This window comes from Thiobacillus thiophilus, from assembly GCF_055378705.1.
The window spans coordinates 2,409,343-2,432,379 of the sequence record NZ_AP042404.1; the positions used below are offsets into that span (position 1 = coordinate 2,409,343).

General features: G+C 63.7%; 25 protein-coding genes. 19 read left to right on the plus strand and 6 right to left on the minus strand.

All coding sequences use genetic code 11. From position 1 onward, the window contains the following. The 11 genes from bioC (at window position 1) to ccoS (ending at window position 8,840) form a co-directional block, all read left to right on the plus strand. Window positions 1–927, plus strand: coding sequence for a malonyl-ACP O-methyltransferase BioC (gene bioC, locus ACZ41T_RS11870; protein ID WP_464921602.1), 927 nt, complete (start codon window positions 1–3; stop codon window positions 925–927). Beyond that, window positions 924–1,586, plus strand: a complete 663-nt coding sequence (gene bioD, locus ACZ41T_RS11875; protein WP_464921603.1) for a dethiobiotin synthase — start codon at window positions 924–926, stop codon at window positions 1,584–1,586. Before bioC ends, bioD begins: the two co-directional genes overlap by 4 nt. A gap of 212 nt (window positions 1,587–1,798) precedes the next feature. Next, entirely contained in the window at window positions 1,799–2,263 is a 465-nt protein-coding gene (locus ACZ41T_RS11880; protein WP_464921604.1) for an RrF2 family transcriptional regulator, read from the plus strand. 11 nt (window positions 2,264–2,274) lie between these two features. After that, a complete protein-coding gene (locus tag ACZ41T_RS11885) occupies window positions 2,275–2,868 on the plus strand; it encodes an SCO family protein (protein ID WP_464921605.1) in 594 nt (197 codons plus the stop codon). A gap of 123 nt (window positions 2,869–2,991) precedes the next feature. Further along, on the plus strand, window positions 2,992–4,446 hold the full coding sequence (gene ccoN, locus ACZ41T_RS11890; RefSeq protein ID WP_464921606.1) for a cytochrome-c oxidase, cbb3-type subunit I: 1,455 nt from the start codon (window positions 2,992–2,994) through the stop codon (window positions 4,444–4,446). A gap of 18 nt (window positions 4,447–4,464) precedes the next feature. Beyond that, window positions 4,465–5,211 (plus strand): cytochrome-c oxidase, cbb3-type subunit II, encoded by a 747-nt coding sequence (ccoO, locus tag ACZ41T_RS11895; protein ID WP_464921607.1) that lies wholly within the window; start codon window positions 4,465–4,467, stop codon window positions 5,209–5,211. 17 nt (window positions 5,212–5,228) lie between these two features. After that, window positions 5,229–5,426: a cbb3-type cytochrome oxidase subunit 3 gene (locus ACZ41T_RS11900; RefSeq protein ID WP_464921608.1), complete on the plus strand. Its 198-nt coding sequence runs from the start codon at window positions 5,229–5,231 to the stop codon at window positions 5,424–5,426. Further along, window positions 5,423–6,337 (plus strand): cytochrome-c oxidase, cbb3-type subunit III, encoded by a 915-nt coding sequence (gene ccoP / locus ACZ41T_RS11905; RefSeq protein WP_464921609.1) that lies wholly within the window; start codon window positions 5,423–5,425, stop codon window positions 6,335–6,337. The genes ACZ41T_RS11900 and ccoP overlap by 4 nt, the downstream gene beginning before the upstream one ends. Before the next feature lie 75 nt (window positions 6,338–6,412). Continuing rightward, window positions 6,413–7,849, plus strand: coding sequence for a cytochrome c oxidase accessory protein CcoG (gene ccoG / locus ACZ41T_RS11910; protein ID WP_464921610.1), 1,437 nt, complete (start codon window positions 6,413–6,415; stop codon window positions 7,847–7,849). After that, a complete protein-coding gene (locus ACZ41T_RS11915; protein ID WP_464921611.1) occupies window positions 7,846–8,622 on the plus strand; it encodes a FixH family protein in 777 nt (258 codons plus the stop codon). The genes ccoG and ACZ41T_RS11915 overlap by 4 nt, the downstream gene beginning before the upstream one ends. Continuing rightward, complete coding sequence (gene ccoS / locus ACZ41T_RS11920) at window positions 8,619–8,840, plus strand: cbb3-type cytochrome oxidase assembly protein CcoS (RefSeq protein ID WP_464921612.1); 222 nt, start codon at window positions 8,619–8,621, stop codon at window positions 8,838–8,840. The genes ACZ41T_RS11915 and ccoS overlap by 4 nt, the downstream gene beginning before the upstream one ends. A gap of 208 nt (window positions 8,841–9,048) precedes the next feature. Here the strand turns inward: ccoS and rpoH are convergent, their stop codons facing one another. From rpoH to ftsY, 4 genes are all read right to left on the minus strand, one after another. Continuing rightward, window positions 9,049–9,894, minus strand: coding sequence for an RNA polymerase sigma factor RpoH (rpoH, locus tag ACZ41T_RS11925; protein ID WP_464921613.1), 846 nt, complete (start codon window positions 9,892–9,894; stop codon window positions 9,049–9,051). 106 nt (window positions 9,895–10,000) lie between these two features. Then, window positions 10,001–10,909, minus strand: coding sequence for a permease-like cell division protein FtsX (ftsX, locus tag ACZ41T_RS11930; RefSeq protein WP_464921614.1), 909 nt, complete (start codon window positions 10,907–10,909; stop codon window positions 10,001–10,003). Next, window positions 10,906–11,568: a cell division ATP-binding protein FtsE gene (ftsE, locus tag ACZ41T_RS11935; RefSeq protein WP_464921615.1), complete on the minus strand. Its 663-nt coding sequence runs from the start codon at window positions 11,566–11,568 to the stop codon at window positions 10,906–10,908. Before ftsE ends, ftsX begins: the two co-directional genes overlap by 4 nt. A 13-nt stretch (window positions 11,569–11,581) precedes the next feature. After that, window positions 11,582–12,613 (minus strand): signal recognition particle-docking protein FtsY, encoded by a 1,032-nt coding sequence (ftsY, locus tag ACZ41T_RS11940; RefSeq protein WP_464921616.1) that lies wholly within the window; start codon window positions 12,611–12,613, stop codon window positions 11,582–11,584. 118 nt (window positions 12,614–12,731) lie between these two features. Here ftsY and ACZ41T_RS11945 point away from each other — a divergent pair, with 118 nt between their 5' ends. The 5 genes from ACZ41T_RS11945 to ACZ41T_RS11965 are packed head-to-tail and all read left to right on the plus strand — an operon-like array spanning window position 12,732 to window position 16,738. After that, on the plus strand, window positions 12,732–14,090 hold the full coding sequence (locus tag ACZ41T_RS11945; RefSeq protein ID WP_464921617.1) for a M16 family metallopeptidase: 1,359 nt from the start codon (window positions 12,732–12,734) through the stop codon (window positions 14,088–14,090). A 19-nt stretch (window positions 14,091–14,109) separates the two neighbouring features. After that, window positions 14,110–15,420: a M16 family metallopeptidase gene (locus tag ACZ41T_RS11950; RefSeq protein WP_464921618.1), complete on the plus strand. Its 1,311-nt coding sequence runs from the start codon at window positions 14,110–14,112 to the stop codon at window positions 15,418–15,420. Beyond that, window positions 15,410–15,985: a 16S rRNA (guanine(966)-N(2))-methyltransferase RsmD gene (rsmD, locus tag ACZ41T_RS11955; RefSeq protein ID WP_464921619.1), complete on the plus strand. Its 576-nt coding sequence runs from the start codon at window positions 15,410–15,412 to the stop codon at window positions 15,983–15,985. The genes ACZ41T_RS11950 and rsmD overlap by 11 nt, the downstream gene beginning before the upstream one ends. A gap of 3 nt (window positions 15,986–15,988) precedes the next feature. After that, window positions 15,989–16,471 (plus strand): pantetheine-phosphate adenylyltransferase, encoded by a 483-nt coding sequence (coaD, locus tag ACZ41T_RS11960; RefSeq protein WP_464921620.1) that lies wholly within the window; start codon window positions 15,989–15,991, stop codon window positions 16,469–16,471. 15 nt (window positions 16,472–16,486) lie between these two features. Beyond that, window positions 16,487–16,738 (plus strand): YfhL family 4Fe-4S dicluster ferredoxin, encoded by a 252-nt coding sequence (locus ACZ41T_RS11965; protein ID WP_464921621.1) that lies wholly within the window; start codon window positions 16,487–16,489, stop codon window positions 16,736–16,738. A 4-nt stretch (window positions 16,739–16,742) separates the two neighbouring features. On the opposite strand, the gene ACZ41T_RS11970 is transcribed toward ACZ41T_RS11965, so the two are convergent. Together ACZ41T_RS11970 and mutM are read right to left on the minus strand one after the other, a co-directional pair. Further along, window positions 16,743–18,719, minus strand: a complete 1,977-nt coding sequence (locus tag ACZ41T_RS11970; protein WP_464921622.1) for a dynamin family protein — start codon at window positions 18,717–18,719, stop codon at window positions 16,743–16,745. Window positions 18,720–18,795: 76 nt separating this feature from the next. Beyond that, complete coding sequence (gene mutM, locus ACZ41T_RS11975) at window positions 18,796–19,608, minus strand: bifunctional DNA-formamidopyrimidine glycosylase/DNA-(apurinic or apyrimidinic site) lyase (protein WP_464921623.1); 813 nt, start codon at window positions 19,606–19,608, stop codon at window positions 18,796–18,798. A 271-nt stretch (window positions 19,609–19,879) separates the two neighbouring features. Between mutM and ACZ41T_RS11980 the strand changes: the two genes are divergently transcribed. Genes ACZ41T_RS11980 through ispE form a run of 3 tightly spaced genes read left to right on the plus strand, consistent with a single transcriptional unit; the run spans window position 19,880 to window position 23,033 of the window. Continuing rightward, entirely contained in the window at window positions 19,880–21,649 is a 1,770-nt protein-coding gene (locus ACZ41T_RS11980) for a tetratricopeptide repeat protein (protein ID WP_464921624.1), read from the plus strand. Next, window positions 21,649–22,203, plus strand: a complete 555-nt coding sequence (gene lolB, locus ACZ41T_RS11985) for a lipoprotein insertase outer membrane protein LolB (protein ID WP_464921625.1) — start codon at window positions 21,649–21,651, stop codon at window positions 22,201–22,203. Before ACZ41T_RS11980 ends, lolB begins: the two co-directional genes overlap by 1 nt. Continuing rightward, window positions 22,200–23,033, plus strand: coding sequence for a 4-(cytidine 5'-diphospho)-2-C-methyl-D-erythritol kinase (gene ispE, locus ACZ41T_RS11990; protein ID WP_464921626.1), 834 nt, complete (start codon window positions 22,200–22,202; stop codon window positions 23,031–23,033). The genes lolB and ispE overlap by 4 nt, the downstream gene beginning before the upstream one ends. Window positions 23,034–23,037: the final 4 nt, after the last annotated feature.

The window sequence follows — 23,037 nt, forward strand, 5'->3', positions numbered from 1 at the left end:
ATGCCCAAACCGGCAGGCGAACTCGATTTCGCCGAAGTGCGGCGCGCCTTCGGCCATGCCGCCGCCAGCTACGATGCGCACGCGGTGCTGCAGCGCGAGGTATGCGACCGCCTGCTTGAGCGGCTTGATTACATGACCCTGCAGCCGGGCCGCGTGCTCGATGTCGGCAGCGGCACCGGCTATGGTCTGGCACATCTGCGGTCGCGCTATGCGGAGGCCGAATGCTGCGCCCTCGACGTCGCCCCGGCCATGCTTTTCGCGACGCGTGCGCGCCTGCCGCAACCGACCTGGACGCAGCGTGCCCTGCAACGTCTGAGCCCCGATTCCTCAAGCCTCACCCACCTGCTGTGCGCCGACATGGAACGACTTCCGCTGGCGCCCAACAGCATGAACCTCGTCTGGTCGAGCCTGGCGCTGCAGTGGGCGCACGATCTTGAGGCCACCCTCAAGGGCTTCCACCAGGTGCTGGCGCCGGGCGGCCTGCTGATCTTCGCCACCTTCGGCCCCGACACGCTGAAGGAATTGCGCGCGGCATTCACGGCCATCGACGATGCGCCGCATGTCAATCGCTTCGTCGACCTGCACGACATCGGCGACATGCTGATCCACGCCGGCTTCGCCAGCCCGGTGATGGAAATGGACATGCTGACGCTGACCTACGCCGACCTCAAAAGCCTGATGCGCGACCTCAAGGGCATCGGTGCGCACAATGCCGCGGCGGCGCGCCGGCGTGGCCTGTTCGGCAAATCGGCATGGGCGCGGCTGGAGCAGGCGTATGAATCGCAACGGCTGGAAGGCCGCCTGCCGGCTACCTTCGAAGTGGTCTATGGCCATGCCTGGGCAGGCGACAAGACGCGGCGCGAAGACGGACGTCAGGTGATCGAGTTCGCCATCGGTGAACGTAAAAAGAAATTGGGCCGGGGGTGAAAGGCCTGTTCGTCACTGGCACCGATACCGGCGTCGGCAAGACGCGGGTGGCGCTCGCGCTGATTCATGCCCTGCGCGCGCGCGGCCTGCGCGTGGCGGCGATGAAGCCGGTGTCGGCAGGCAGCGCGCCGGGCGAACTGAACGGGGATGTGACTGCGCTGCTGCGGGCGGCCAACGTCGATGCCGACCTGCGCGATGTCAATCCCTATGCCTTTGCCGAACCGGTTGCGCCGCATATTGCCGCAGAGCGGGCCGGTGTGCGGATCGATCTGGATGTCATCGACGCGGCGTATGGGCGGCTTGCTGCTGCGGCAGACGTGGTGGTGGTCGAAGGTGCGGGCGGCTGGCGGGTGCCGTTGAACGCGTGCGACGACATGGCGGACCTGGCGCAGCGCCTGAGCCTGCCGGTCGTGCTGGTGGTGGGCCTGCGTCTGGGCGGCCTCAACCATGCGCTGCTGACTGCGGAGTCGATTGCCCGGCGGCAGCTGCCGTGGGCCGGCTGGGTGGGCAATCACATCGACCCGGCAATGGCCCGCCAGACCGAGAATATTGCCGCGCTGCGCGCGCGGCTGCCCGATCCGTGTCTGGGTGTACAGCGCTTTCTTCATGAAGAAAGCGCTTCAGGGGCGGCGCTGCAATGGCTGAGTTTGCCTGAATAGCCGACGATGACCCGAACCTGATTCGGGCTGCATGGGTTCTCGTGCCGCTGGTCGTCAGCGCGCGCCACGGCGGCGCAGGCGATGGGAACGAAGTCATTTGCCCGTGCATTGCGGCCAATATCCATTTGATTTGTATGGGGAAATCAGGTCTCTAACTGGATATTCGGACAGGATTGTTTTATATTGAGCCAATTCACTCGCAAGAGCACGAGATGATCCTCTCCCGAACCAGTCAATATGCCGTACAGGCACTGATCTATATGGCCACCCAGTCGAGCACCACGCCCGTGCTGAACAAGGATGTCGCCGCGCAGCTCGGCGTGCCCGCGCCGTATCTCGCCAAAATCCTGCAGGGATTGGCCAAGGGCAACCTGCTGATTTCCTCCCGTGGCCGTCTGGGGGGTTTTTGCCTGCGCGAAAATGGCGACAACATCACGCTCATGCAAATCCTGCTGCTGACCGAAGGCCCGACGTTCACCGAAAATTGCATGCTGGGACTCAAGAAATGCAGCGATGAAACCGCCTGCCCGCTGCATTTCCGCTGGGTGCCGGTGAAGATGAAGATCATCGAAATGCTGCAGGACACCACGCTGGGAAAACTGGCCCAGGCGGTCGAAACCGGCAAGTACCGCCTCGCCGACGTTCCCGGGATGCTGTTCGAGCAGGCCAACATATGAAAGGCCAACGTATGAAAAGCTGGCTCCTTGCCGCCTGCGTCATGGCGGCCTTCACGCTGGCCGGCTGCCAGCCCGCCTCGCAGCCCCCGTCATTTTTGGCGACCGACATCACCGGGGCTACCTTCGCGCGGGACTTCAGGCTGACCGACCATCATGGGCAGGTGCGGACTCTGGCGGATTTCAAAGGAAAGGCGGTGGCCATTTTCTTTGGCTACATCCATTGCCCGGACGTCTGCCCCACCACACTGTCGGATTTTGCGGCAGCACTGCAGCAACTCGGACCGCAGGCCGAACAGGTGCAGGTGATCTTCGTTACGGTGGACCCGCAACGCGACACCCCGGAGTTGCTGAAGCAGTTCGTGCCGGCCTTCAATCCGGGCTTTCTAGGGATGTATACCGATGAGGCGGCGCTGAAACAGCTGGTGAAAGAGTACAAAGTGGTCTATCAAAAGACCGCGGTGAAGGCTGCGGACGACTATTTGATCGACCACAGCGCCGGCACCTATGTTTATGACCGGAAAGGGAATTTACGGCTGCTTATACCTTATGGCAGCGGCCCTGACGCCATCGCCCAGGATTTGAGGACCTTGCTGGCGGCGTCCTGATCCGTGCCGGCCTGCTTGCGGGCGGAGAGTGGCTTCCTTATAATGCGACGCTTTCGCGATTTATACCAAGTACAGTTACTGGTTTAAAGACAGTCACTATTTCGGGTACAACAGGAGCGGTCGATGGCGGTCACAACGTATTCCGGTGCAGAGCAGTACAACTTTGACATCGTTAAAAAGTTTGCCGTCATGTCGCTTGTCTGGGCGGTCATCGGCATGTCTGTCGGCGTATACATCGCCTCCGAACTGGCCTGGCCATTTCTGAATTTCGACAGCCCGTATTTCTCGTTCGGGCGCTTCCGTCCGGTACACACCACCTCGGTGATCTTCGGCTTCGGCGGCTCGGCGCTGTTTGCCACCTCCTATTACGTCGTCCAGCGCACCTGCCAGACCCGCCTGATTTCGGACGGCATGGCCAGCTTCACTTTCTGGGGCTGGATGGCGATCATCGCGCTGGCCGACATCAGCTACATGCTGGGCTATACCCAGGCGCGCGAATATGCCGAAATGGAGTGGCCGATCGACATCCTGATCGAGGTCGTGTGGGTTGCTTATCTCGTGGTGTTCGTCGGCACCATCATGCGCCGCAAGCAGCCGCACATCTATGTGGCCAACTGGTTCTATCTGGCTTTCATTCTGGCGACCGCGCTGCTGCATACCTTCAACAACCTGGCGATGCCCATCAACCTGTTCTCGATGAAGTCCTACAGCCTGTTTGCCGGCACCCAGGACGCGATGACCCAGTGGTGGTATGGCCACAACGCGGTAGGGTTCTTCCTGACCGTGGCCTTCCTCGGCATGATGTATTACTTTGTGCCCAAGCAGGCTGGCCGCCCGATTTATTCCTATCGTCTGTCCATCGTCCACTTCTGGGCGCTGGCCTTCATGTACATGTGGGTGGGCGCACACCACCTGCACTGGACTGCACTGCCGGACTGGACTTCCTCGCTGGCGGCCGCGTTCTCCATCCTGCTGCTGATGCCCTCGTGGGGCGGCATGATCAACGGCATCATGACCCTGTCGGGCGCCTGGGACAAACTTCGAACCGACCCGATCATGCGTTTCATGATCGTGGCGCTGTCGTTCTACGGCATGTCGACCTTCGAAGGCCCGATGATGTCGTTGAAGGAAGTCAACGCGCTGTCGCACTACACCGACTGGACGGTGGGCCATGTCCATTCCGGCACGTTGGGTTGGCTGTCGATGATCACCTTCGGCTCGCTGTACCACATGATTCCGCGCTTGTGGGGCACCCGGATCTACAGCAACAAAATGGTTGAAGCGCACTTCTGGCTCGCCACCATCGGCATCGTCCTGTACATCGTTGCGATGTGGATTTCCGGCATCACCCAGGGCCTGATGTGGCGCTCATTCGACGAGTTCGGCAACCTGCAATACTCGTTCGTCGAATCGGTGGTGGCGATGATGCCCTTCTACGCGATGCGCGCTATTGGCGGCATGTTCTTCCTCACCGGCACTGTGCTGATGATGGTCAACATGTTCATGACCATCCGCCAGGGCAAGCGCGAAAGTGCCGTGCTGGATGCCGGGCTGGCCGCCAGGATGGCACAAGCCTGATTCGGGGACGATTAAAAAATGAACATCAACTTCAAACACGAATGGATCGAAACCAACATCGGCCTGATGGCGGTGCTGACCGTGCTGGCGATCAGCGTCGGTGGCCTGGTGGAGATCGCACCGCTGTTCTTCATCGACAAGACCATCGAGAAGGTCGAGGGCGTGCGCCCCTACACGCCGCTGGAGCAGCGCGGCCGCGACATCTTTATGCGCGAGGGCTGCTACGCGTGCCATTCGCAGATGATCCGCCCCTTCCGCGACGAAAAGCTGCGTTACGGCCATTATTCGCTGGCGGCGGAATCGCAATACGACCATCCCTTCCAGTGGGGATCCAAGCGAACCGGTCCAGACCTGGCGCGGGTCGGCGGCAAGTACTCGAACGAGTGGCACGTGCAGCACCTGACGGCGCCGCGTTCGATGGTGGCTGAATCGGTCATGCCGAATTACCCATGGCTGCTGTCGGCGCCGCTGGATATTTCCGATATGGCGGCTCGCATGAAGGCCCTGCGTAAGGTGGGCGTGCCGTATTCGCTGTCGCAGGCCGAGTACGACGCCAACGTGACCCGGTTCGGCGAGACGGTGGCCAGGCAGCTCCACATTCCCGATGCGCAGAAGAATCTGGTCGAGCAGGCCAACTTCGGCAACTATGACGGCGATCGTTCCGGAATTTCTGAAATGGATGCCTTGGTGGCCTATCTGCAAATGCTGGGCACCATGGTCGATTTCAGCAAATATGCCGACGACGCGTTCGTCAAGACCCGCTGAGTGACGGAGGCCCGGCAATGGAATGGTTAATGTGGTTTTCCAAACCCGAAAACACCAAGCCCCTGGCTTTGATCATTTTTTTCGTCACCTTTATCGGCATCGTGATTTACGTCTACGGTAGCAAAAAGCGGAGCGCGCAACTGGAGTCCTACCGCGACATTCCGTTTCTCGACGACCAGCCAGGCGATCAAGACGACACGAAGGACAAGCAATGAGCGAGCAAAAGCCACAAACGGTTCCGACCACGGGTCATGTCTGGGACGGCGATCTGCAGGAATACAATAATCCGCTGCCGGTGTGGTGGGTCTACACGTTCTACGCCACGGTGATCTTCGCCCTCGTCTACTGGACGATCTATCCATCGTGGCCGTTTGGTAAAGGCTGGATCGGCGGAGTTTCGAAAATCGCCTACGTCAACAGCGAAGGCGAAGCTAAAACGCACAGCTGGAACACGCGTGCACTATTGCTGGCAGATCTGAACAAGGCCGCGATCGCGCAAAAGCCCTACTTCGACAAGGTGGAGGCGATGTCTTACGAGCAGATTGCCAAAGATCCGGAAATGAGCGGCTTTATTCTTTCCGCGGGCAAGTCGCTGTTTGCGGACAACTGCGCACCCTGCCACCAGGCAGGCGGCCAGGGCATGCTCGGCTTCTTCCCCAACCTGACCGACGACGACTGGCTGTACGGCGGATCGTACGAAAAGGTTCATGAAACCTTGATGAGCGGCCGCCGCGGCTACATGCCTGCCTTCAGCGAAGTGTTGAATGGTGGGCAGATCGACCAGCTGGCGAATTACGTGGCCAGCCTGTCGGGCATCGGCCATGACTCCGCCAAGGCCGCTGCCGGCGACGCGCTGTTCCATGGCGATGCCGCGGGCTGTTACGTTTGCCACGGCAGCGGTGCCAAGGGACGTCAGGAACTGGGCGCCCCCAACCTGACCGACAACATCTGGCTGTGGGCCAACGTGCCGGCAGCCGGTTCGCCCGAGGGCAAGATCGCTGCAATACGCGGCGTCATCGCCAGCGGCCTCAACAAGGGCGTGATGCCGGCGTGGTCCGCTCGACTGACCCCCGAACAAATCAAGGTTTTGACAGTCTACGTTCATGAACTGGGCGGTGGGCAGTAGGCCTTCGGATGACGGGATGAGCAAAGCCCCCGCTCGCGGGGGCTTTTGTTTCCCATCCATTTAAGCGATCGCACCATGCAAACAGGTCAAGAAGACCCGCCCGAGTTTTACCAGAAGCGCATTCCCATTTTCACCCGTTCGGTGAAGGGACGTTTTCGGCGTTTCAAGACATCGGTTGTGGCGCTGGCCTATGCGATTTACTTTCTGCTGCCGTGGCTGCCATGGTCGCGCCTGGATGCCCCGGCGCAGGCGGTCCTGTTCGATCTGCCGGGGCGCCGGTTTTTGATCTTCGGGCTGACGGTCTATCCGCAGGATGTCATCTGGCTGGCGCTGCTGCTTTTCATCGCCGCCATTCTGCTGTTCTTCGTCACCGGGCTGGTCGGACGTGCGTTCTGCGGCTACTTCTGCTTCCAGACCCTGTGGACCGACTTCTTCATCTGGATCGAGCACCTGGTTCAGGGCGAGCGCCCGGCGCGGATGCGACTCTACCGTCAGCCGTGGAATGCCGAAAAGCTGGTCAAGATCGGCGGCACCCATGCCTTGTGGATACTGGCTTCGTTCTGGACGGGCCTCACCTTTGTCGCCTATTTCACCTATGCGCCGCAACTGGTGCTGGATTTCTTCAGCGGCCAGGCCGCACCCGCCGCCTACATCACGACGGGTGTGCTGACCTTGTCGACCTACGCCGCGGCCGGCCTGATGCGCGAGCAGATCTGCACCTATGTCTGCCCGTATGGCCGCTTCCAGAGCGTGATGTACGAGCCCGAGACCCTGGCCGTGCATTACGACGCCCGGCGCGGCGAAGCGGCGCACGGACGGGCCCCCGCGCGTGCCGGCCAGCGCACCCTGGCGGAGCGCCACGAAAGGGGGCTGGGCGACTGCGTCGATTGCGGCCTGTGCGTGCAGGTCTGCCCGGTCGGCATCGATATCCGCGAGGGCCTGCAATACAAGTGCATCTCGTGCGGGCTGTGCATCGACGCCTGCAATAACGTCATGGATTCGTTCGGTTTTCCGCACGGCCTGATCCGCTACGATTCGGAAAAGAATCTGGCATCTTCCGTGCCGACTGCGCCGAAGGTGCAATGGAGAAACCTGAAAACCATCGGCTATGGCTTGGCACTGGTACTGATGGCCACCTATCTCGGCTACAGCGTGGCTACTCGCGGCAGCTTCGAACGTGCGGTCAACCAGATCCGCCAGCCGCTTTATGTCGTGCTGTCGAATGGAGACATCCGCAACCGCTATCAGATCCGCATCACCAACAAGGCCGCGCATGACCAGACCTATGTCATCAGCGCACGCGGCATTCCGGCGGGTGCGATCGACCTCGGCAATTTCCGCGAAGTCACCATCAAGTCGGGTCATAGCGGGCTGCTGCAGGCGAGCGTGCGGCTGTCGCCACTCGTTGCGGCGCAAACGCAGCGCTTCGAACTGGTCATCACGCCGCAGGGCAAGCCTGAAGAGGCACGAGTCGAAAGCGTCCGCTTCGACATTCCAGGGAAACGTTCATGAATACGATGACCTCCCTGCTTGGCGGCCTGGCCGCAGTGATTGTCCTCTACCTGGCGGGGGGCGCCATCCGTAACCTGCCGCCGATCCTGCGCGCACTGCTGGCGGGGCTGATCCCGCTGCTCGCGTATTTCGTTCTCATCGTCGGCCGCTGGCCGGGGCTGGACGTGGTGGCCATGCACATCTCGGTATTTCTCGCGGCGGGGCTGGTGCTGTTTGCGGTGACCCAGTTTCGCCGGCACAGTGTCGGGCGCATGCACTGGGCGCCCAAGCTCCTGACGGCATTTTTCCTCGGCCTTATCGTGATCAATGGCAGCCTGCTCTACATTGCCGGCAAAGGGCTGCCTGAACCGCTTGCGGGCTGGTGGCTGGGCAGCAAAGGGAATGCGGTTTACAGCGGTTTTTCCGGCGTGGTCGCGCATGACCAGGCGGCAGCGAAAGCGGTTTCGTCCGAGCTCTCCCAGACCCGGCGCGAGTCGGAACTCGGCTGGCAGGTCGAAGTAAGCGGCCTCGACGGCAATGCCCCCGTGCGCGCGGTCCAGGTTCGCATCAAGGACCGCACCGGCCTGCCCGTCGATCGCATCGAGGGTGAATTGCGCCTGCTGCGGCCTGGCGCCACCCAGGCCGCGCTCACTGTGCCGCTCGGTGCACTCGACGCCGGCACCTATGGCGGGGTGCTGCGCCTGCCCGCCAGCGGGCGCTGGCTGGTCGAGGTGCGCCTGCTGCGCGAGCACAAGCTGCATTATCGGAACACGCAGGAACTGGTCGCGCCATGAGCGGCATCATGGGGTTTTTATTTCTGCTGTCCGGCATATTCGTGCTGCTGATTGTCGTGGGCGTGTTCTGGTCGATCAAAAGCGGCCAGTTCGACGATCTGGAAGGACCGGCCGAACGCATCCTGATGGATGACGATGACCCCTTACTGCCGACCCGCCGCCTGAGCGGTCAGGGCGAATGCCCGGACGCGCGCAAGTATCCAAATGGCCGCAAGTAAACTAGAATTTATCAACTTTTATGGAGTCCGTACGATGAAACAGCTTTTCACTTTTCAGGGTTTTCCCATGGTGGTGGTGGTCGCGCTGATCGTCTGGTCATGGATCAGTATCTTCTCGGTTTTGATCGCCGCTTTTTTCTGACTCGGCTCCCTCAAAACGACAAAGCCCCGCAATGCGGGGCTTTGTCGTTTTGAGCATAGGTATGGCTTACACCGGAATCAGGGCGCGCATTTTCTGCAGGGCGCGCGCTTCGATCTGGCGAATGCGTTCGGCAGAGATGCCGTATTGGGCGGCCAGTTCATGCAAAGTCGCCGCTTCGCCTTCGGTCAGCCAGCGCGCCTTGATGATATGGCGGCTGCGCTCGTCGAGGTTTTCCAGCGCGGTGGCCAGGCCGGTATGGCGCAGACGCTCGGTCTGCTCGCGCTCCAGCAGCTGGGCCGGGTTTTCGTCCGGGCTCGCGAGGAAAGCCAGCGGGCTGTAACTTTCCTCGCCGTCGTCCACCGTCGGGTCGATGGAAACGTCATGGCCCGACATGCGGGTTTCCATTTCCAGCACATCCTTGCGGCTGACGTTAAGCTCGCTTGCCATGGCGTCGGCTTCCTTGAACGTCAGGGCGTTGAGCGATTGCTTCAGGCTGCGCAGGTTGAAGAACAGCTTGCGCTGCGCCTTGGTGGTGGCGACCTTGACCAGGCGCCAGTTTTTCAGTACGTATTCGTGGATTTCGGCGCGAATCCAGTGCAGCGCGAACGATACCAGGCGTACACCCCGTTCCGGGTCGAAACGCTTCACGGCCTTCATCAGGCCGACATTGCCTTCCTGGATGAGGTCGGCCTGGGGCAGGCCATAGCCCACATAGCGGCGCGCCACACTGACCACCACGCGCAGGTGCGACACCACCAGCTGACGCGCGGCCTCGACATCCTGCTTGTTGTGCCAGATGCGCGCCAGACGCTGCTCCTCTTCCAGTGTGAGCATAGGGTAGCGGTTGACGGTCTGGATATAGTTATCCAGGCTGTACGCCGCCGGGACGGGTAAAGATATCGTTTGGTTCATGCTTGTAAAAACCCCCTTTGAAACATATTTTAACACTAGCACTCACGGAGTAAGAGTGCCAAGGTGAAGCAGGGTTCCCCGATGGTTTCCATAAAACCGGGACAAATCAGCGCGCCACCTCGACCTGCCGCAGCGCTCGCGTCACCGAGAGCCAGGCGCCGAGCCAGCCGAACAGGACGGTCAGGCCGAGTACGGCGACGATCTCGATCGTGGTCGGCGGCAGCAGGTGGAAGGCCGATCCGTACAAGCCGGCCAGCCGCTCGACCGGTGCGCGCAATATCACGCTGGCGATGGCCAGCACGCCGCCCGCCGCCAGTCCGCCCAGCAGACCCTGCAGCGCGCCCACGTAGAGGAAGGGGCGGCGGATGTAGCGGTCGGTGGCGCCGATCAGCCGGCTGACCAGGATTTCGTCGCGCCGTGCCAGCACCTGCGCGCGGATGGCGTTGCCCGAGATGGCGACGAGCGCGATGGCAAACAGCCCGGCCAGCAGCCAGACGCCGGTGCGTCCGATGGCGAGGGCGGCCTGCAGACGGTCTGCCCACTGGCTGTCGAGGTGGGTTTCCGCCACACCGGGCAGTTTGCCCAGAGCGACCGCGACCCGTACCAGTTCCTCGCGCGATGCCGTTTTCGGCCGCACCACCCAGGCGTCCGGCAGCGGATTCTGCGTCAGGCCGGCGGTGATGTCGGCCAGATCCTGGGCGCTGCTGAGCGCCGCCAGCGCCTCGTCTTTGGGAACGTAACGGGCTTCGGCGATGTCGGTCTGCCGCAGGCGTTCGGTGATGGTCTGTTTCTGCGCGGTCGACGCCCCGGCGTCGAGGAATACGCTGATTTCCGGCTGCGCGGGCAGGTCGCCGGCCAGCCGGTCCAGGTTGCCGAGCGCCAGGTAAAGCCCGCCCGGCAGGCTGATGGCTACCCCCATCGCCAGCGCGGTGAGGAGGGACGCGACCGGTTGCGCGCCGAGGCGGCGCAGTGCGGCAGTGAACGCATGCTTCTGATGGCGCAGCCAGCCGATCATGCCGAGCCCACCTGAACCTTGCCATGATCCAGATGCAGCGTGCGGCCGCCCAGCGCGGCGATGGCGCGGTCGTCGTGGGTGGCGATCACCAGCGTGGTGCCGACCTGATGGAAGTCGCGGAACATCGCCATGATGTCGGCGGCATAGCCGGCATCGAGGTTGCCGGTGGGCTCGTCGGCCAGCAAGAGGGCGGGGCGGCTGACCAACGCACGGGCGATGCACAGCCGTTGCTGTTCGCCGCCGGAGAGGCTGATGGGGTTGGCTTTTTCGCGCTTGAGCAGGCCGACCTTGTCGATCACCGCGCGTGCGCGTTTCAGCGACTCGCGGCGGTCGAGCCCGGCGATGTCGAGCGGCAGCACCACATTTTCGATCACGTTGCGATCGAACAGCAGTTTGTGATCCTGGAAGATCAGGCCGATGTTGCGGCGCAGATAGGGAATGGCGCGCTGCGGCAGGCGTCCGACGTTCTGGCCGCTGACCGATACCACCCCGCTGGTGGGGCGCTCGATGGCGGCAACGAGTTTCAGCAGGGTGCTTTTTCCGGCACCGGAATGTCCGGTCAGAAAAATCAGTTCGCCTTTTTCGATGGAAAGATCGATGCCGGTCAGGGCTTCATACCCGCCGGGATAGCGCTTGGTGACCTGGCTGAATTGGATCATGCGCTGAGCTGTTTTAAGCAGGGAAAATGGCTTCGACGAACTCGCGCGCATCGAACGGCCGCAGGTCGTCGACAGTTTCGCCGACGCCGATGTAGCGCACCGGGATCGGCCGCGCCTTTGCGATCGCCGCGATGGCGCCGCCCCTGGCGGTGCCGTCGAGCTTGGTCAGCACCAGCCCGGTGACACCGAGCGCGTCGTCGAAGGCCTTGACCTGGGCGACGGCGTTCTGCCCGGTGTTGGCGTCGAGCACCAGCAGCACCTCGTGCGGTGCGCCGGGGATAGCCTTCTCGATTACCCGCTTGACCTTCCTGATCTCCTCCATCAGGTGCAGTTGGGTCGGCAGGCGGCCGGCGGTGTCGGCCAGCACCACGTCGATGCCGCGCGCCTGTGCGGCCTGGATGGCGTCGAAAATCACTGCGGCCGAATCGCCCTTTTCCTGGCTGATCACCGTTACCTTGTTGCGCTCGCCCCAGACCTGCAGCTGCTCGCGCGCCGCCGCGCGGAAGGTGTCGCCTGCCGCCAGCAGCACCGACAGGCCCTGCGCCTGGTATAGCTTGGCGAGCTTGCCGATGGTGGTGGTCTTGCCGGCGCCGTTGACGCCGGCCAGCATCAGGATGAAAGGCTTGTGCGGGGTGACGTCGAGCGGTGCCTGCAGCGGGGACAGCAGATCGACCAGCGCCTGTTTCAGCCCTTCCTGCAGGTCGGATGCCTCGGTGAGATTCTCGCGCCGCACTTTTTTCTGCAGGGTGTCGAGCAGCGACTCGGTCGCGTCGACGCCAATATCTGCGGTAATGAGGATGGTTTCGAGCTCCTCGAACAGCTCGGCGTCGATCTTGCGGCCGACGCCGAACAGGCCGGACAGCTGGCCGCCGAACCGGTCGCGGGTTTTGGCGAGCCCCTGCTTCAGCCGTTGCGCCCAGCCCGGACGCGGCGGGGCAGCAGCCGGTTCGGCGGGTGGCGGCGGCGTGATGGCTTGCGCCTCCGGCTGCTCGGAGGTGGGCGGTTCCGGTGCGGGAGCAGGTTTGGACTTGAAGAAACTAAACACGGATTGGGGCGGTCAGCACAACATGTTTGACGGACGCTGTATCTTATCATCCTGAAAACCGCAGTCGACCGCTTGCGGTTTGCGGAATTACAAACTCATGCAATCAGAGGCGAATATCATGCGCAAGCTATGGGCAATCGGTCTGGCGCTGCTGGCGGGCAGCGCACAGGCGGCTTTGACGGACGTCACGCTGGACAATGGAATGCGGGTGATCGTGCATGAGGATCACCGCGCGCCGGTGATGGTGTCGCAGGTGTGGTACCGCGTCGGCTCGATGGATGAGTTCAACGGCACCAGCGGGGTGGCGCACGTACTCGAGCACATGATGTTCAAGGGGACGGAAACGGTGCCGCCGGGCGAGTTTTCAAAACGCATCGCTGCCGCCGGCGGGCGCGAGAATGCCTTCACCAGCCGCGACTACACGGCGTATTTCCAGCAAATGCAGAAGGACCGGCTGGCATTGTCGATGCAACTGGAGGCCGACCGCATGGCCAATCTCGTCATCAGCGACGAACTGTTCGCCAAGGAGGTCCAGGTGGTAATGGAAGAGCGCCGGCTGCGCACCGACGACCAGCCGCAGTCGGTCGTCTACGAACGCCTGATGGCGACGGCTTTGCAGGTGCACCCGTACCGCCGCCCCATTATCGGCTGGATGGACGATCTGCAGAACATGAGCGCGCAGGATGCGCGTGACTGGTATGCGCGATGGTATGCCCCCAACAACGCCACTCTGGTGGTGGTGGGCGACGTCAAGGCCGACGAGGTGATCGCATTGGCCAAACGCCATTTCGGCGCGCTGCCGGCGCGCGCCCTGCCGGAACGCAAGCCGCAGGCCGAGCCCGTGCAACTCGGCGAGAAGCGCATCGTGGTGAAGGCGCCGGCGCAGCTGCCCTATCTGCTGATGGTCTGGCATGCACCCACCCTCAAGGACTGGGCGCAGGACACCACACCTTACGCGCTGCAGATACTGGCCGGGGTGCTCTCGGGCAACGACTCGGCGCGGCTGCAGAAATCGCTGGTCAAGACGCAGCAGATCGCGGTGGACGCGAGCGCCGGCTACGACGCCGTCGCGCGCGGGCCGGGCCTGTTCATGGTCGACGCGACGCCGATGCCGGGCAAGTCGGTGGCCGCGCTGGAAAAAGCCATCCGCGGCGAGCTCGAACGTCTCCGGCGCGAAGGCATCAGCGAGGCGGAACTCGCGCGGGTCAAGGCGCAGGTGATCGCGGCCGACGTCTACCAGCGCGATTCGCTGTTTTACCAGGCCATGCAGCTGGGCGAATACGCGACTGTCGGACTGCCGCCCGCGGCGCTGGCGGGCCGGGTCGACAAGCTGCGCGCGGTGACCGCCGCCGAGGTGCAGGCCGTCGCCCGCCAATGGCTGCAGGATGAGCGGCTGAGCGTGGCCGAACTCGACCCGCAACCGCTGGACGCGCAGCCGGCTCGTGCCAGGGTACCGGGGGTGCGTCATGCCAATTAAAGCCTTTTCAAATAAAACTATGTCAATCAAGTCTTGTTTTATCGCCCTGTTGCTGAGCCTGCCGCTGTCGGCGCAGGCCGCGCTCGCCATCCAGCACTGGCAGACGCCGCAGGGCGCGCGGGTGTTCTTTGTCGAAAGCCATGAACTGCCGATGCTGGATGTCGCGGTGGACTTTTCCGCCGGCAGCGCCCGCGATCCCGCCGGCAAGGCCGGTCTCGCCCGGCTGACCCACGGCCTGCTCGACCAGGGCGCGGGCGGCCTCTCGGACACCGCCATCGCGCATCGCCTGGCCGATGTCGGCGCGGAGCTGTCGGGGCGCTTCGACCGCGACCGTACCGGGGTGACGTTGCGCACCCTGTCGTCGGCCGCCGAAAAGGACAAGGCGCTCGATATCCTCGCACGCGTGCTGCAGCGTCCCGATTTCCCGCAGGCGGTGGTCAAGCGCGAAAAGCAGCGCCTGATCTCGTCGATCCGCGAGGCCGAGGCCGACCCCGGGGAGGTTGCCGGCAAGGCGTTTTACCGCGCGCTGTATGGCGGGCATCCCTATGCGCACGACGAAGCGGGCGATCCCGCTGCCATCGCGCGGCTGACGCGGGGCGACCTGCAGGCGTTTTATCGCATGCATTACAGCGTGCCCAACGTGGTGATTTCGCTGATGGGCGACGTCACGCGCGCCGAGGCCGAAGCCATCGCGGTGCGGTTGACGGCCGGCCTGTCGCGGGCGGCGGCACTGCCGGCGCTGCCGAAGCCGGTGCCGGCGGCGGCCTCCGGCACGCGCATCGCCCATCCCTCCACGCAAAGCCACGTGCTGATGGGGACGGTGGGGATGGCGCGCAACGACCCCGACTTCTTCCCGCTGTTTGTCGGCAACTATGTGTTGGGCGGCGGCGGCTTCGATTCGCAGCTGATGCGCGAGGTGCGCGACAAGCGCGGCTACGCCTACAGCGTCTATAGCTATTTCCTGCCAATGCAGGTGGCCGGGCCGTTCCAGCTGGGGCTGCAGACCAAACTGGAGCAGACCGACGACGCATTGAAAGTGGCGCAGGCGACGCTGCGGCAGTTCATCGCCGACGGTCCCTCCGAAGCCGAGCTCACCCAGGCCAAATCCAATCTCACCGGCGGGTTTCCGCTGCGCATCGACAGCAACCGGAAAATTCTCGATTACCTGTCGCTGATCGGCTTCTACAACTTGCCGCTGGACTATCTGGACACCTGGGTCGATCGGGTGAACGCGGTCGACGTTGCAACGGTGAAGCAGGCGTTTGCCCGCCGCATCGACCCCGACAGGCTGGTGACCGTGGTGGTGGGGGGGCGCGGCCATGCTCGCTAAGCGCGCGGCGCCCGGGCGGGCGCACGGTGCGGCCAACCGCGTGCGCATCATCGGCGGCCAGTATCGCCGCCGGCTGCTGGACTTTCCCGACAGCGCCGGTCTGCGCCCCACGCCCGACCGCGTGCGCGAGACGTTGTTCAACTGGCTGGGGCAGGACCTGCCGGGCTGGGCTTGCCTCGACCTGTTTGCCGGCAGCGGCGCGCTCGGCTTCGAGGCCGCCTCGCGCGGCGCCGGGCGCGTCATCATGATCGAACGCGACCGCGCCGCGATCGACGCGCTGGAAAAAAACCGTGCCGTGCTCGGCGCAAACCAGGTCGACATCCATCGTGCCGACGCGCTGGCCTGGCTGGCGAACAGCCGCGAGACCTTCGATCTGGTTTTTGTCGATCCGCCTTTCGACAGCGGACTGGCCGCGGCGGCGCTCGCCGACCTCGCCCGCCATCTCAAATCCGGCGGCCAGGCGTATGTCGAGCAGGGCTCGGAAGTGCTGCCCATTCCAGGGTTTATCATCCACCGCAGCGGACGCGCGGGACGCTCGCATTTCGCACTGCTGATAAAGGAATAAGCGATGCTGACCGCTGTCTATCCCGGCACCTTCGACCCCATCACCCGCGGCCACGAGGACCTTGTGCGGCGCGCGGTGCGGCTGTTCGATCGCGTCATCGTCGCGGTGGCGGCGTCGCGCAACAAGCAGCCGTTTTTCAGCATGGAGGAGCGGGTGGCGATGACGCGCGACGTGCTGGCCGATGTGCCGAAGGTGCGGGTGGAAGGATTCTCCGGCCTGCTGATCGACTTCGTCGCAGAGCAGGGCGCGATCGCCGTGCTGCGGGGATTGCGCGCGGCGTCCGACTTCGAATACGAATTCCAGCTGGCGGGGATGAACCGCAACCTCAAGCCCGATATCGAAACCCTGTTTCTCACACCGTCCGATCAATACATGTTCATCTCCGCCAGCATGATCCGCGAAATCGCGCAGTTGGGCGGCAACGTGACGCCCTTCGTCCACCCATTGGTGGCGCGGCGATTAAGTGAGAAAATAAGCAAAACCTGATTGACCGGAGAACCCATGGCCCTGATGATCACGGACGAATGCATCAATTGCGACGTCTGCCTGCCCGAATGCCCCAACGAAGCCATTTCCCAGGGCGACGAGATTTACATCATCGACCCCAACAAGTGCACCGAATGCGTCGGTCACTTCGATACGCCGCAGTGTGTGGAAGTGTGCCCGGTCGACTGCATTCCGCATAATCCGGACTACCCGGAAACCCGCGAACAACTGCAGGAAAAATTCCTGCGCCTGTCTGCCGACAAGTAATCGTTCAGGCCGTCTTGGCCAGTCGCGCCCCGGTCAGGTCGTCGGACAGGTCGTCGGACAGGGCATCGACGATGCGCGTGTTGATGCGCGCCAGCTGGTCCAGCTGATCGCTCACGCTTCCGATTGACGCATCGAGCTCGTCGATGCGGTCATCCAGCGTTTCGGTCGCGGCATGGATGCGGCTGACGCTTTCCAGCCGGCGCTTCAGCTGGATCTTGTGCTCGCGTACCTGGGTTTCCATCGGCGCGATCAGCGCCTTCAGCCAGGCTTCGGTTTCGCTGTTGGCGAGTTCGAACACCTGCACCACCTTGCTCGCCAGCGTTTCAAAGAAACGTGCGGTTAGCTGGTGCTGGCCCAGCGTCAGCATCTTGAAGACCGTGTTGAAACGTTCATCGAAAACTTGTTCCAGTCGCGCCATTTCCTTGCGGTACTTGTTCAGGCTGTGATCGGGCGGGTTGACCGCCGCCAGCCCGTGTTCGTCGCTGAACTTCTGGTACATCGCCGTCATCATGGAGCGGATTTCATAGATGATCGCCGCCGATGCCTTCAAATTGCCGTCTATTTCGCGGAAGAAGCCACCCATCGCCTCGCGCAAGCCGACGCTGAAGCGGCTTTTTTCCATCGCCTGCCGGGTCTGGCGCACTTCGCTGCGCAGCGCCTGCATTCCCAGCCGCCGGCGCAGCGTCTCGACTTGTGAGGCGAACACGTTGCGTAGCGCATTGAACTGCCGCAGGCCGCGTTCGAATTGCTGCTTGTCCTCGTTGGCCTTGACCATCATGTGCTGGATGACGTCGCGATTCTTGCCGCGCAGCCCCTGCAGTTCATCGACCTGATCCTGGATGTTGGCGAGCCGGGTTTCCAGCAGCTCGGTGGTCTTGATCACCACGTCCTCCACGCTGGCCTGGGCCGATTCGCTGACCAGCGTCTGCTTGCAGGGAATCAGTTCCTGCGTCAGCGCGGCTTCCAGTTCGAGCAGGCGGCTTCTCGCCAGCAGGGCGGGGTCATTCTTCACCTTGGCGACCAGCGCTTTCTGCGCCGACACCGGATAGACCTGGCTGGCGGGCAAATCGAGCAATGTCGCGCTCGCGTCGACCTGCCTGGCGATTACGGCGTCGATTTCGGCCGGCGACTTGAGGTCGTCCCACAGGCCGTCGATCTTGTTCAGCACCACCAGCCGTGCCCGGCTGGCGCCCTGCAGCGGGGCGATGTACTGACGCCAGATTTCGATGTCGGATTTGGTCACGCCGGTGTCGGCGGCCAACAGGAACAGCACCGCATGGGCGCTGGGCAGCATGTTGAGCGTCAGCTCCGGTTCGGTGCCGACGGCGTTGAGGCCCGGCGTGTCGAGGATGACCAGGCCCTGCTTCAGCAGCGGATGCGGAAAATTGATCAGCGCATGGCGCCAGCGTGGAATCGCGATGCCGCCGTCGCGCGCCAGGCCGCGTGCGGTCTCCTCATCGTTGGGGTTGATCAGGCCGTAGGCTTCGGCGGTGGCGGCATCGACCTGCATGGTGTCGGCCAGTCGCATCAGCGTCGCGCTCATCTCGTCGGCGGAATCGAGGTTGAGCGGGAATTCGGTCCAGGCGTCCGCATCGCGCTTGAAATCGGCAATGCTGCCCTCGCGGGTCTTGGTGTCGATCGGCAGCAGGCGCAGCGAAGGGCGCCGTGTGGGGGTGTAATACAACTCGGTGGGACACATGGTGGTGCGCCCGGCGGAAGACGGCAGCACGCGCTGGCGGTAATCCGAAAAGAAAATCGCGTTGATCAGTTCGGACTTGCCGCGCGAAAACTCGGCGACGAAAGCCACGTTCAGTGTGTCTTCCTGCAACCGCCCCAGCAGCTGGTTCAGCCGCAATTCGGATTCGGCGTCACCCAGTTCCTGTGTGGCGAGCCAGTCGCGCAGTGCCTCGACACGCACGTACACGGCATCGCGCCAGGCACTGTAGTGTTCGAACTCGTCAACCAGGGTCATGGGTTTCATCGGGCCGTCCATCGGATAACGCACTGTAATTTAACGACATGTTAATGACAAACTTGATGCGGGCGGCAGCTGCGCATCAGCGCTGGCAGGTCGGGCAGTAAAAGCTCGCACGCTGCCCCTGCACGATGCGGCGAATCGGCGTGGCGCAGGTCTTGCAGGGGAGGCCTGCGCGATCGTACACCCGTGTCTGCAGCTGGAAGTAGCCCAGCTCGCCGTCGCTTGCGACGTAGTCGCGCAGCGAACTGCCGCCGGCGGCAATCGCCGCCGTCAGCACGTGCCGGATCGCCTCCGCCAGCCGCGCGCAGGCCGGGCGGCTGAGGCGGCGGGCGGCGGTGGCGGGGCGGATGCCGGCATGGAACAGGGACTCGGAAGCATAGATGTTGCCGACGCCGACCACTACCTGCCCATCCATGATGACCTGCTTGATCGCGGCGCTGCGGCGCTGGCACTGCGCATGCAGATAGGTCGCATCGAATGCCGGCGTCAGCGGCTCCGGCCCCAGGTGGGCCAGCAGCGGATGGCGCGCCACGTCGTCGGTCCACAGCACCGCGCCGAAACGGCGCGGGTCGCGCAGCCTGAGCGTGGTGCCGTCGTCGAACAGCCAGTCGACATGGTCGTGCAGGGCGGCGGGTTCGCCGGGTTCGGCAAAGCGCAGGCTGCCCGACATGCCGAGATGCACGATTTGCGTGACGCTGCCGAAGTCGAACAGCAGATATTTGCCGCGCCGGACGAGTGAATTCAGCGTCAATCCCGCCAGCCGGGCTTCCAGATCGTCCGGCACCGGCCAGCGCAGGCGCGGGTTGCGCACCACGATGCGCCTGAGCGCACGGCCCCGCAGACGCGGCAACAGGCCCAGGCGGGTGGTTTCGACTTCGGGTAATTCGGGCATGGTGTGGGGCCGGGCTATGCTTCGATGCTGGGTTGAAATAAACGGGACGTTAGCCATTCACGCGATGCCCTGTAATGTTTTAGCTCCCGCAAGCGGGAACTGAACCTATACACTGCGATTCTATATCCCTCACCTCACTCCCTTAGCCCTCACCATTTTGAATACGTTTTTCTCTGCGTCCGCAATAAACGCTACACGCCTGAACCTGGCTTGCAGACAGGCCTCGAGCGCTTAGAATCGTGACAGGCACCCCCCATCTATAAGGCATAACATGGCATACCTCAAAGTCCTTCCCCTCTACGCAGCGCTGCTGTTAGCGGTTGCGTGCAGCCAGCCCGGCGTCAAGGCGTCGCAGCCCGTGGCAGAGGAAACGCAAGCGCAGCAGGCTGTCGAGGCAGCGGTCGAAGTCGCCGCCGATGCCGAGGCAGAGGCTGAAGCCCGTGCCCGTGCTGCCCTGCCCAGGCAGCCGCTCACGCCCGAAATCCTGTTCAAATTCCTGGTGGCCGAGGTGGCCGCCCAGCGCGGCGCGATTGGCATTTCCCAGTCGACCTATCTCGACCTGGCGCGGCAGACGCAGGATCCTCGCATTGCCCATCGTGCCGTCGAGGTTTCGATGTTTGCGCGTAACCAGGCCGGCGCGCTGGAGGCCGCCCGCTTGTGGGCGGCAGCCGAGCAGGATTCGGAACGGGCGCAGCAGACGCTGGCAGCGCTGCTGCTGAACGAGGGCAAGTTCGGGGAGGCCGAACCGATTCTGCGCGCCCTGCTGAAAAAGGATGGCGCTAACGGCTTCCTGCATCTGTCGGCGCTGATGGGCAAGTTGCGCGATACTCAGGCCGCGCTGGAACTGGTCGAGCGTCTGGCGGCCGACCATCCGACCTTGCCGGAGGCGCGCCTGGCGGTTGCCCAGGCCGCGGCCAGTGCCGGGCATTTCGATGCGGCGGTTGCGGCCTTGCAGCAGGCCGACAGCCTGCGCCCGGGCTGGGAGCCCGGCGCGCTGTTGCATGCGCAGATCCTGGCGAAAACTTCGCGCCCCGATGCGCTGGCCTTCATGCGCGATTTCCTGGCGCGCTACCCCGGATCGCGCGAAGTGCGGCTGGCCTATGCGCGCACCCTGGTCAATGCCAATCAGTTCGCCGAGGCACGCGTCGAATTCGCCCGCCTGACGGGCGATTTTCCGCGCAATGCCGAAGTCAGCTTTGCCGCCGGTCTGCTTTCGCTGCAGATGGGCGATTTCGAGGCGGCACGCGATTTGCTGACCCAGACGCTCGGCTACAGCCCACGCGATCCCGATATGGTGCATTACTACCTCGGTCAGGTGGCCGAACAGATGAAGCAGCCGGACGCAGCCAATGCCCATTACGCCGAAGTCGAATCGGGTAATTACCTGGTGTCGGCACGCGCGCGCCAGGCGGCGCTGCTGGTGCGCGCGGGCAAACTGGACGAGGCACGCGCGTTGCTGGCGTTCACGCGCGGCGAAAACGATGCGCAAAACGTGCGGCTGATCCAGGCGCAGGCCGAACTTCTGCGCGACAGCAAGGAATACGCGGCGGCATTCGGGGTGCTGTCGGAAGGGCTCAAGCGCTTTCCCGATTCGGCAGACTTGCTGTACGACCGCGCCATGGTGGCGGAAAAGCTCGACAAGCTCGATGCGCTGGAAGCCGACCTGCGCCGCGTGATCGTGCTGCGCCCCGACGATGCACAGGCCTACAACGCGCTGGGCTACACGCTGGCCGACCGCACCGATCGTTTGGCCGAGGCCATCGTGCTGCTCGACAACGCGCTGGCGCTGGCGCCGGAAGACCCCTTCATTCTCGATAGCGTGGGCTGGGCGCAATACCGCTCGGGCAATCTGGTGCGCGCGCGGGAATACCTGGAACGTGCCTACAAAGTGCGTCCGGATCCCGAAATCGCGGCGCATCTGGGCGAGGTGCTGTGGGCGGGCGGTCAGCGCGAGGCGGCCGGAGAACTCTGGCAGACCAGCCTGCAAGCCCATCCGCAGAACGAATTGCTGCTCGAAACCCTGCGCCGGCTGAAGCCTTGATGGTGCGCCTGGCCGCAGCATTGCTGCTGGCGCTGACGGCCGCTTGTGCGACCACGCCGCCGGGTGTTCCGGCCGATGTCGTCGTTCCCCTGTCCGCCAACTGGACGCTGCAGGGCCGCATCGGCATCCGGGCCGGCGAACAGAACCTGTCGGGCCAAATCCGCTGGCAGCACAGCATGCAAGCAGACGATGTGTTGCTGACCTCGCCGCTGGGGCAGGGGGTGGCGCGTATCGTGCGCGATGCCGATGGCGTTGCCCTCGAGGTGCCGAACCAGCCCACGCGCCGCGCACCCGATGCCGAATCCCTGACGCGCGAGGCGCTCGGTTATACGCTGCCGGTGGCGGGCCTGGGGTGGTGGATGCAGGCGCGTCCCGACCCTGACGGCATTTTCGAGGCGACACGCAATGACGCCGGACGCCTGGTGCAACTCAAACAGCATGGCTGGGTGATCGATTACCTGCAATATGCCGCCGACGGGCGTCCGCGCAAACTGACGGTGACGCGCGAGGGGCTGGAAATCCGCCTGGTGGCGGACAGCTGGGAGGCCGAATGATCCACGTCTACCCCGCCCCCGCCAAGCTCAACCTGTTCCTGCACGTCGTCGGCCGGCGCGCCGACGGTTACCACCTGCTGCAGAGCGTGTTTCGCCTGATCGACCGCGCCGACACCGTGCACCTTGAGCTGCGCGACGACAGCCGGGTGGTGCGCGACGGCGACCTGCCGGGGGTGCCGGAAGAGCGTGACCTGACGGTGCGCGGCGCGCGTCTGCTGCAGGCGTATGCGCCAGCCGGCGCCGGGGTGAGCATCCGGCTCGACAAGGTGTTGCCGATGGGGGGCGGGCTCGGCGGCGGCAGTTCGGATGCCGCCACCGTGCTGCTGGCCCTGAACCGCCTGTGGCAGGTCAATCTGCCGCGCGAAACCTTGCAACGGCTGGCCCTGCAGTTGGGGGCCGACGTACCGGTCTTCGTGTTCGGCCAGACGGCGCTGGCCGAGGGCGTGGGCGAAATTCTGCGCCCGCTGAGCGCACCGCCGGCGTGGTATGTGGTGCTGACGCCACCGGTGCAGGTGCCGACCGCAGCAATTTTTGCAGCGCCGGAATTGACACGCAACTCGCCACCCCTCAAAATAGCGCGCTTTTCCGCAGGCATGGGTTGTAACGACCTGCAGCCGGTGGTCGTCAGCCGTTATCCTGAAGTCGCCCGCCATCTCGAATGGCTGGGGCAATTCGGCGAGGCGCGGATGACCGGCTCGGGTGCCTGTGTGTTTGCATCGTTCGGAACGGAAGACGCGGCGCACGGCGTGCTGCGCCGGTTGCCCGAAACGATGCAGGGTTTTGTGGCGCAGGGTCTCGACAGGCATCCCTTGCATGACTTTTGCGCCTGAGTAG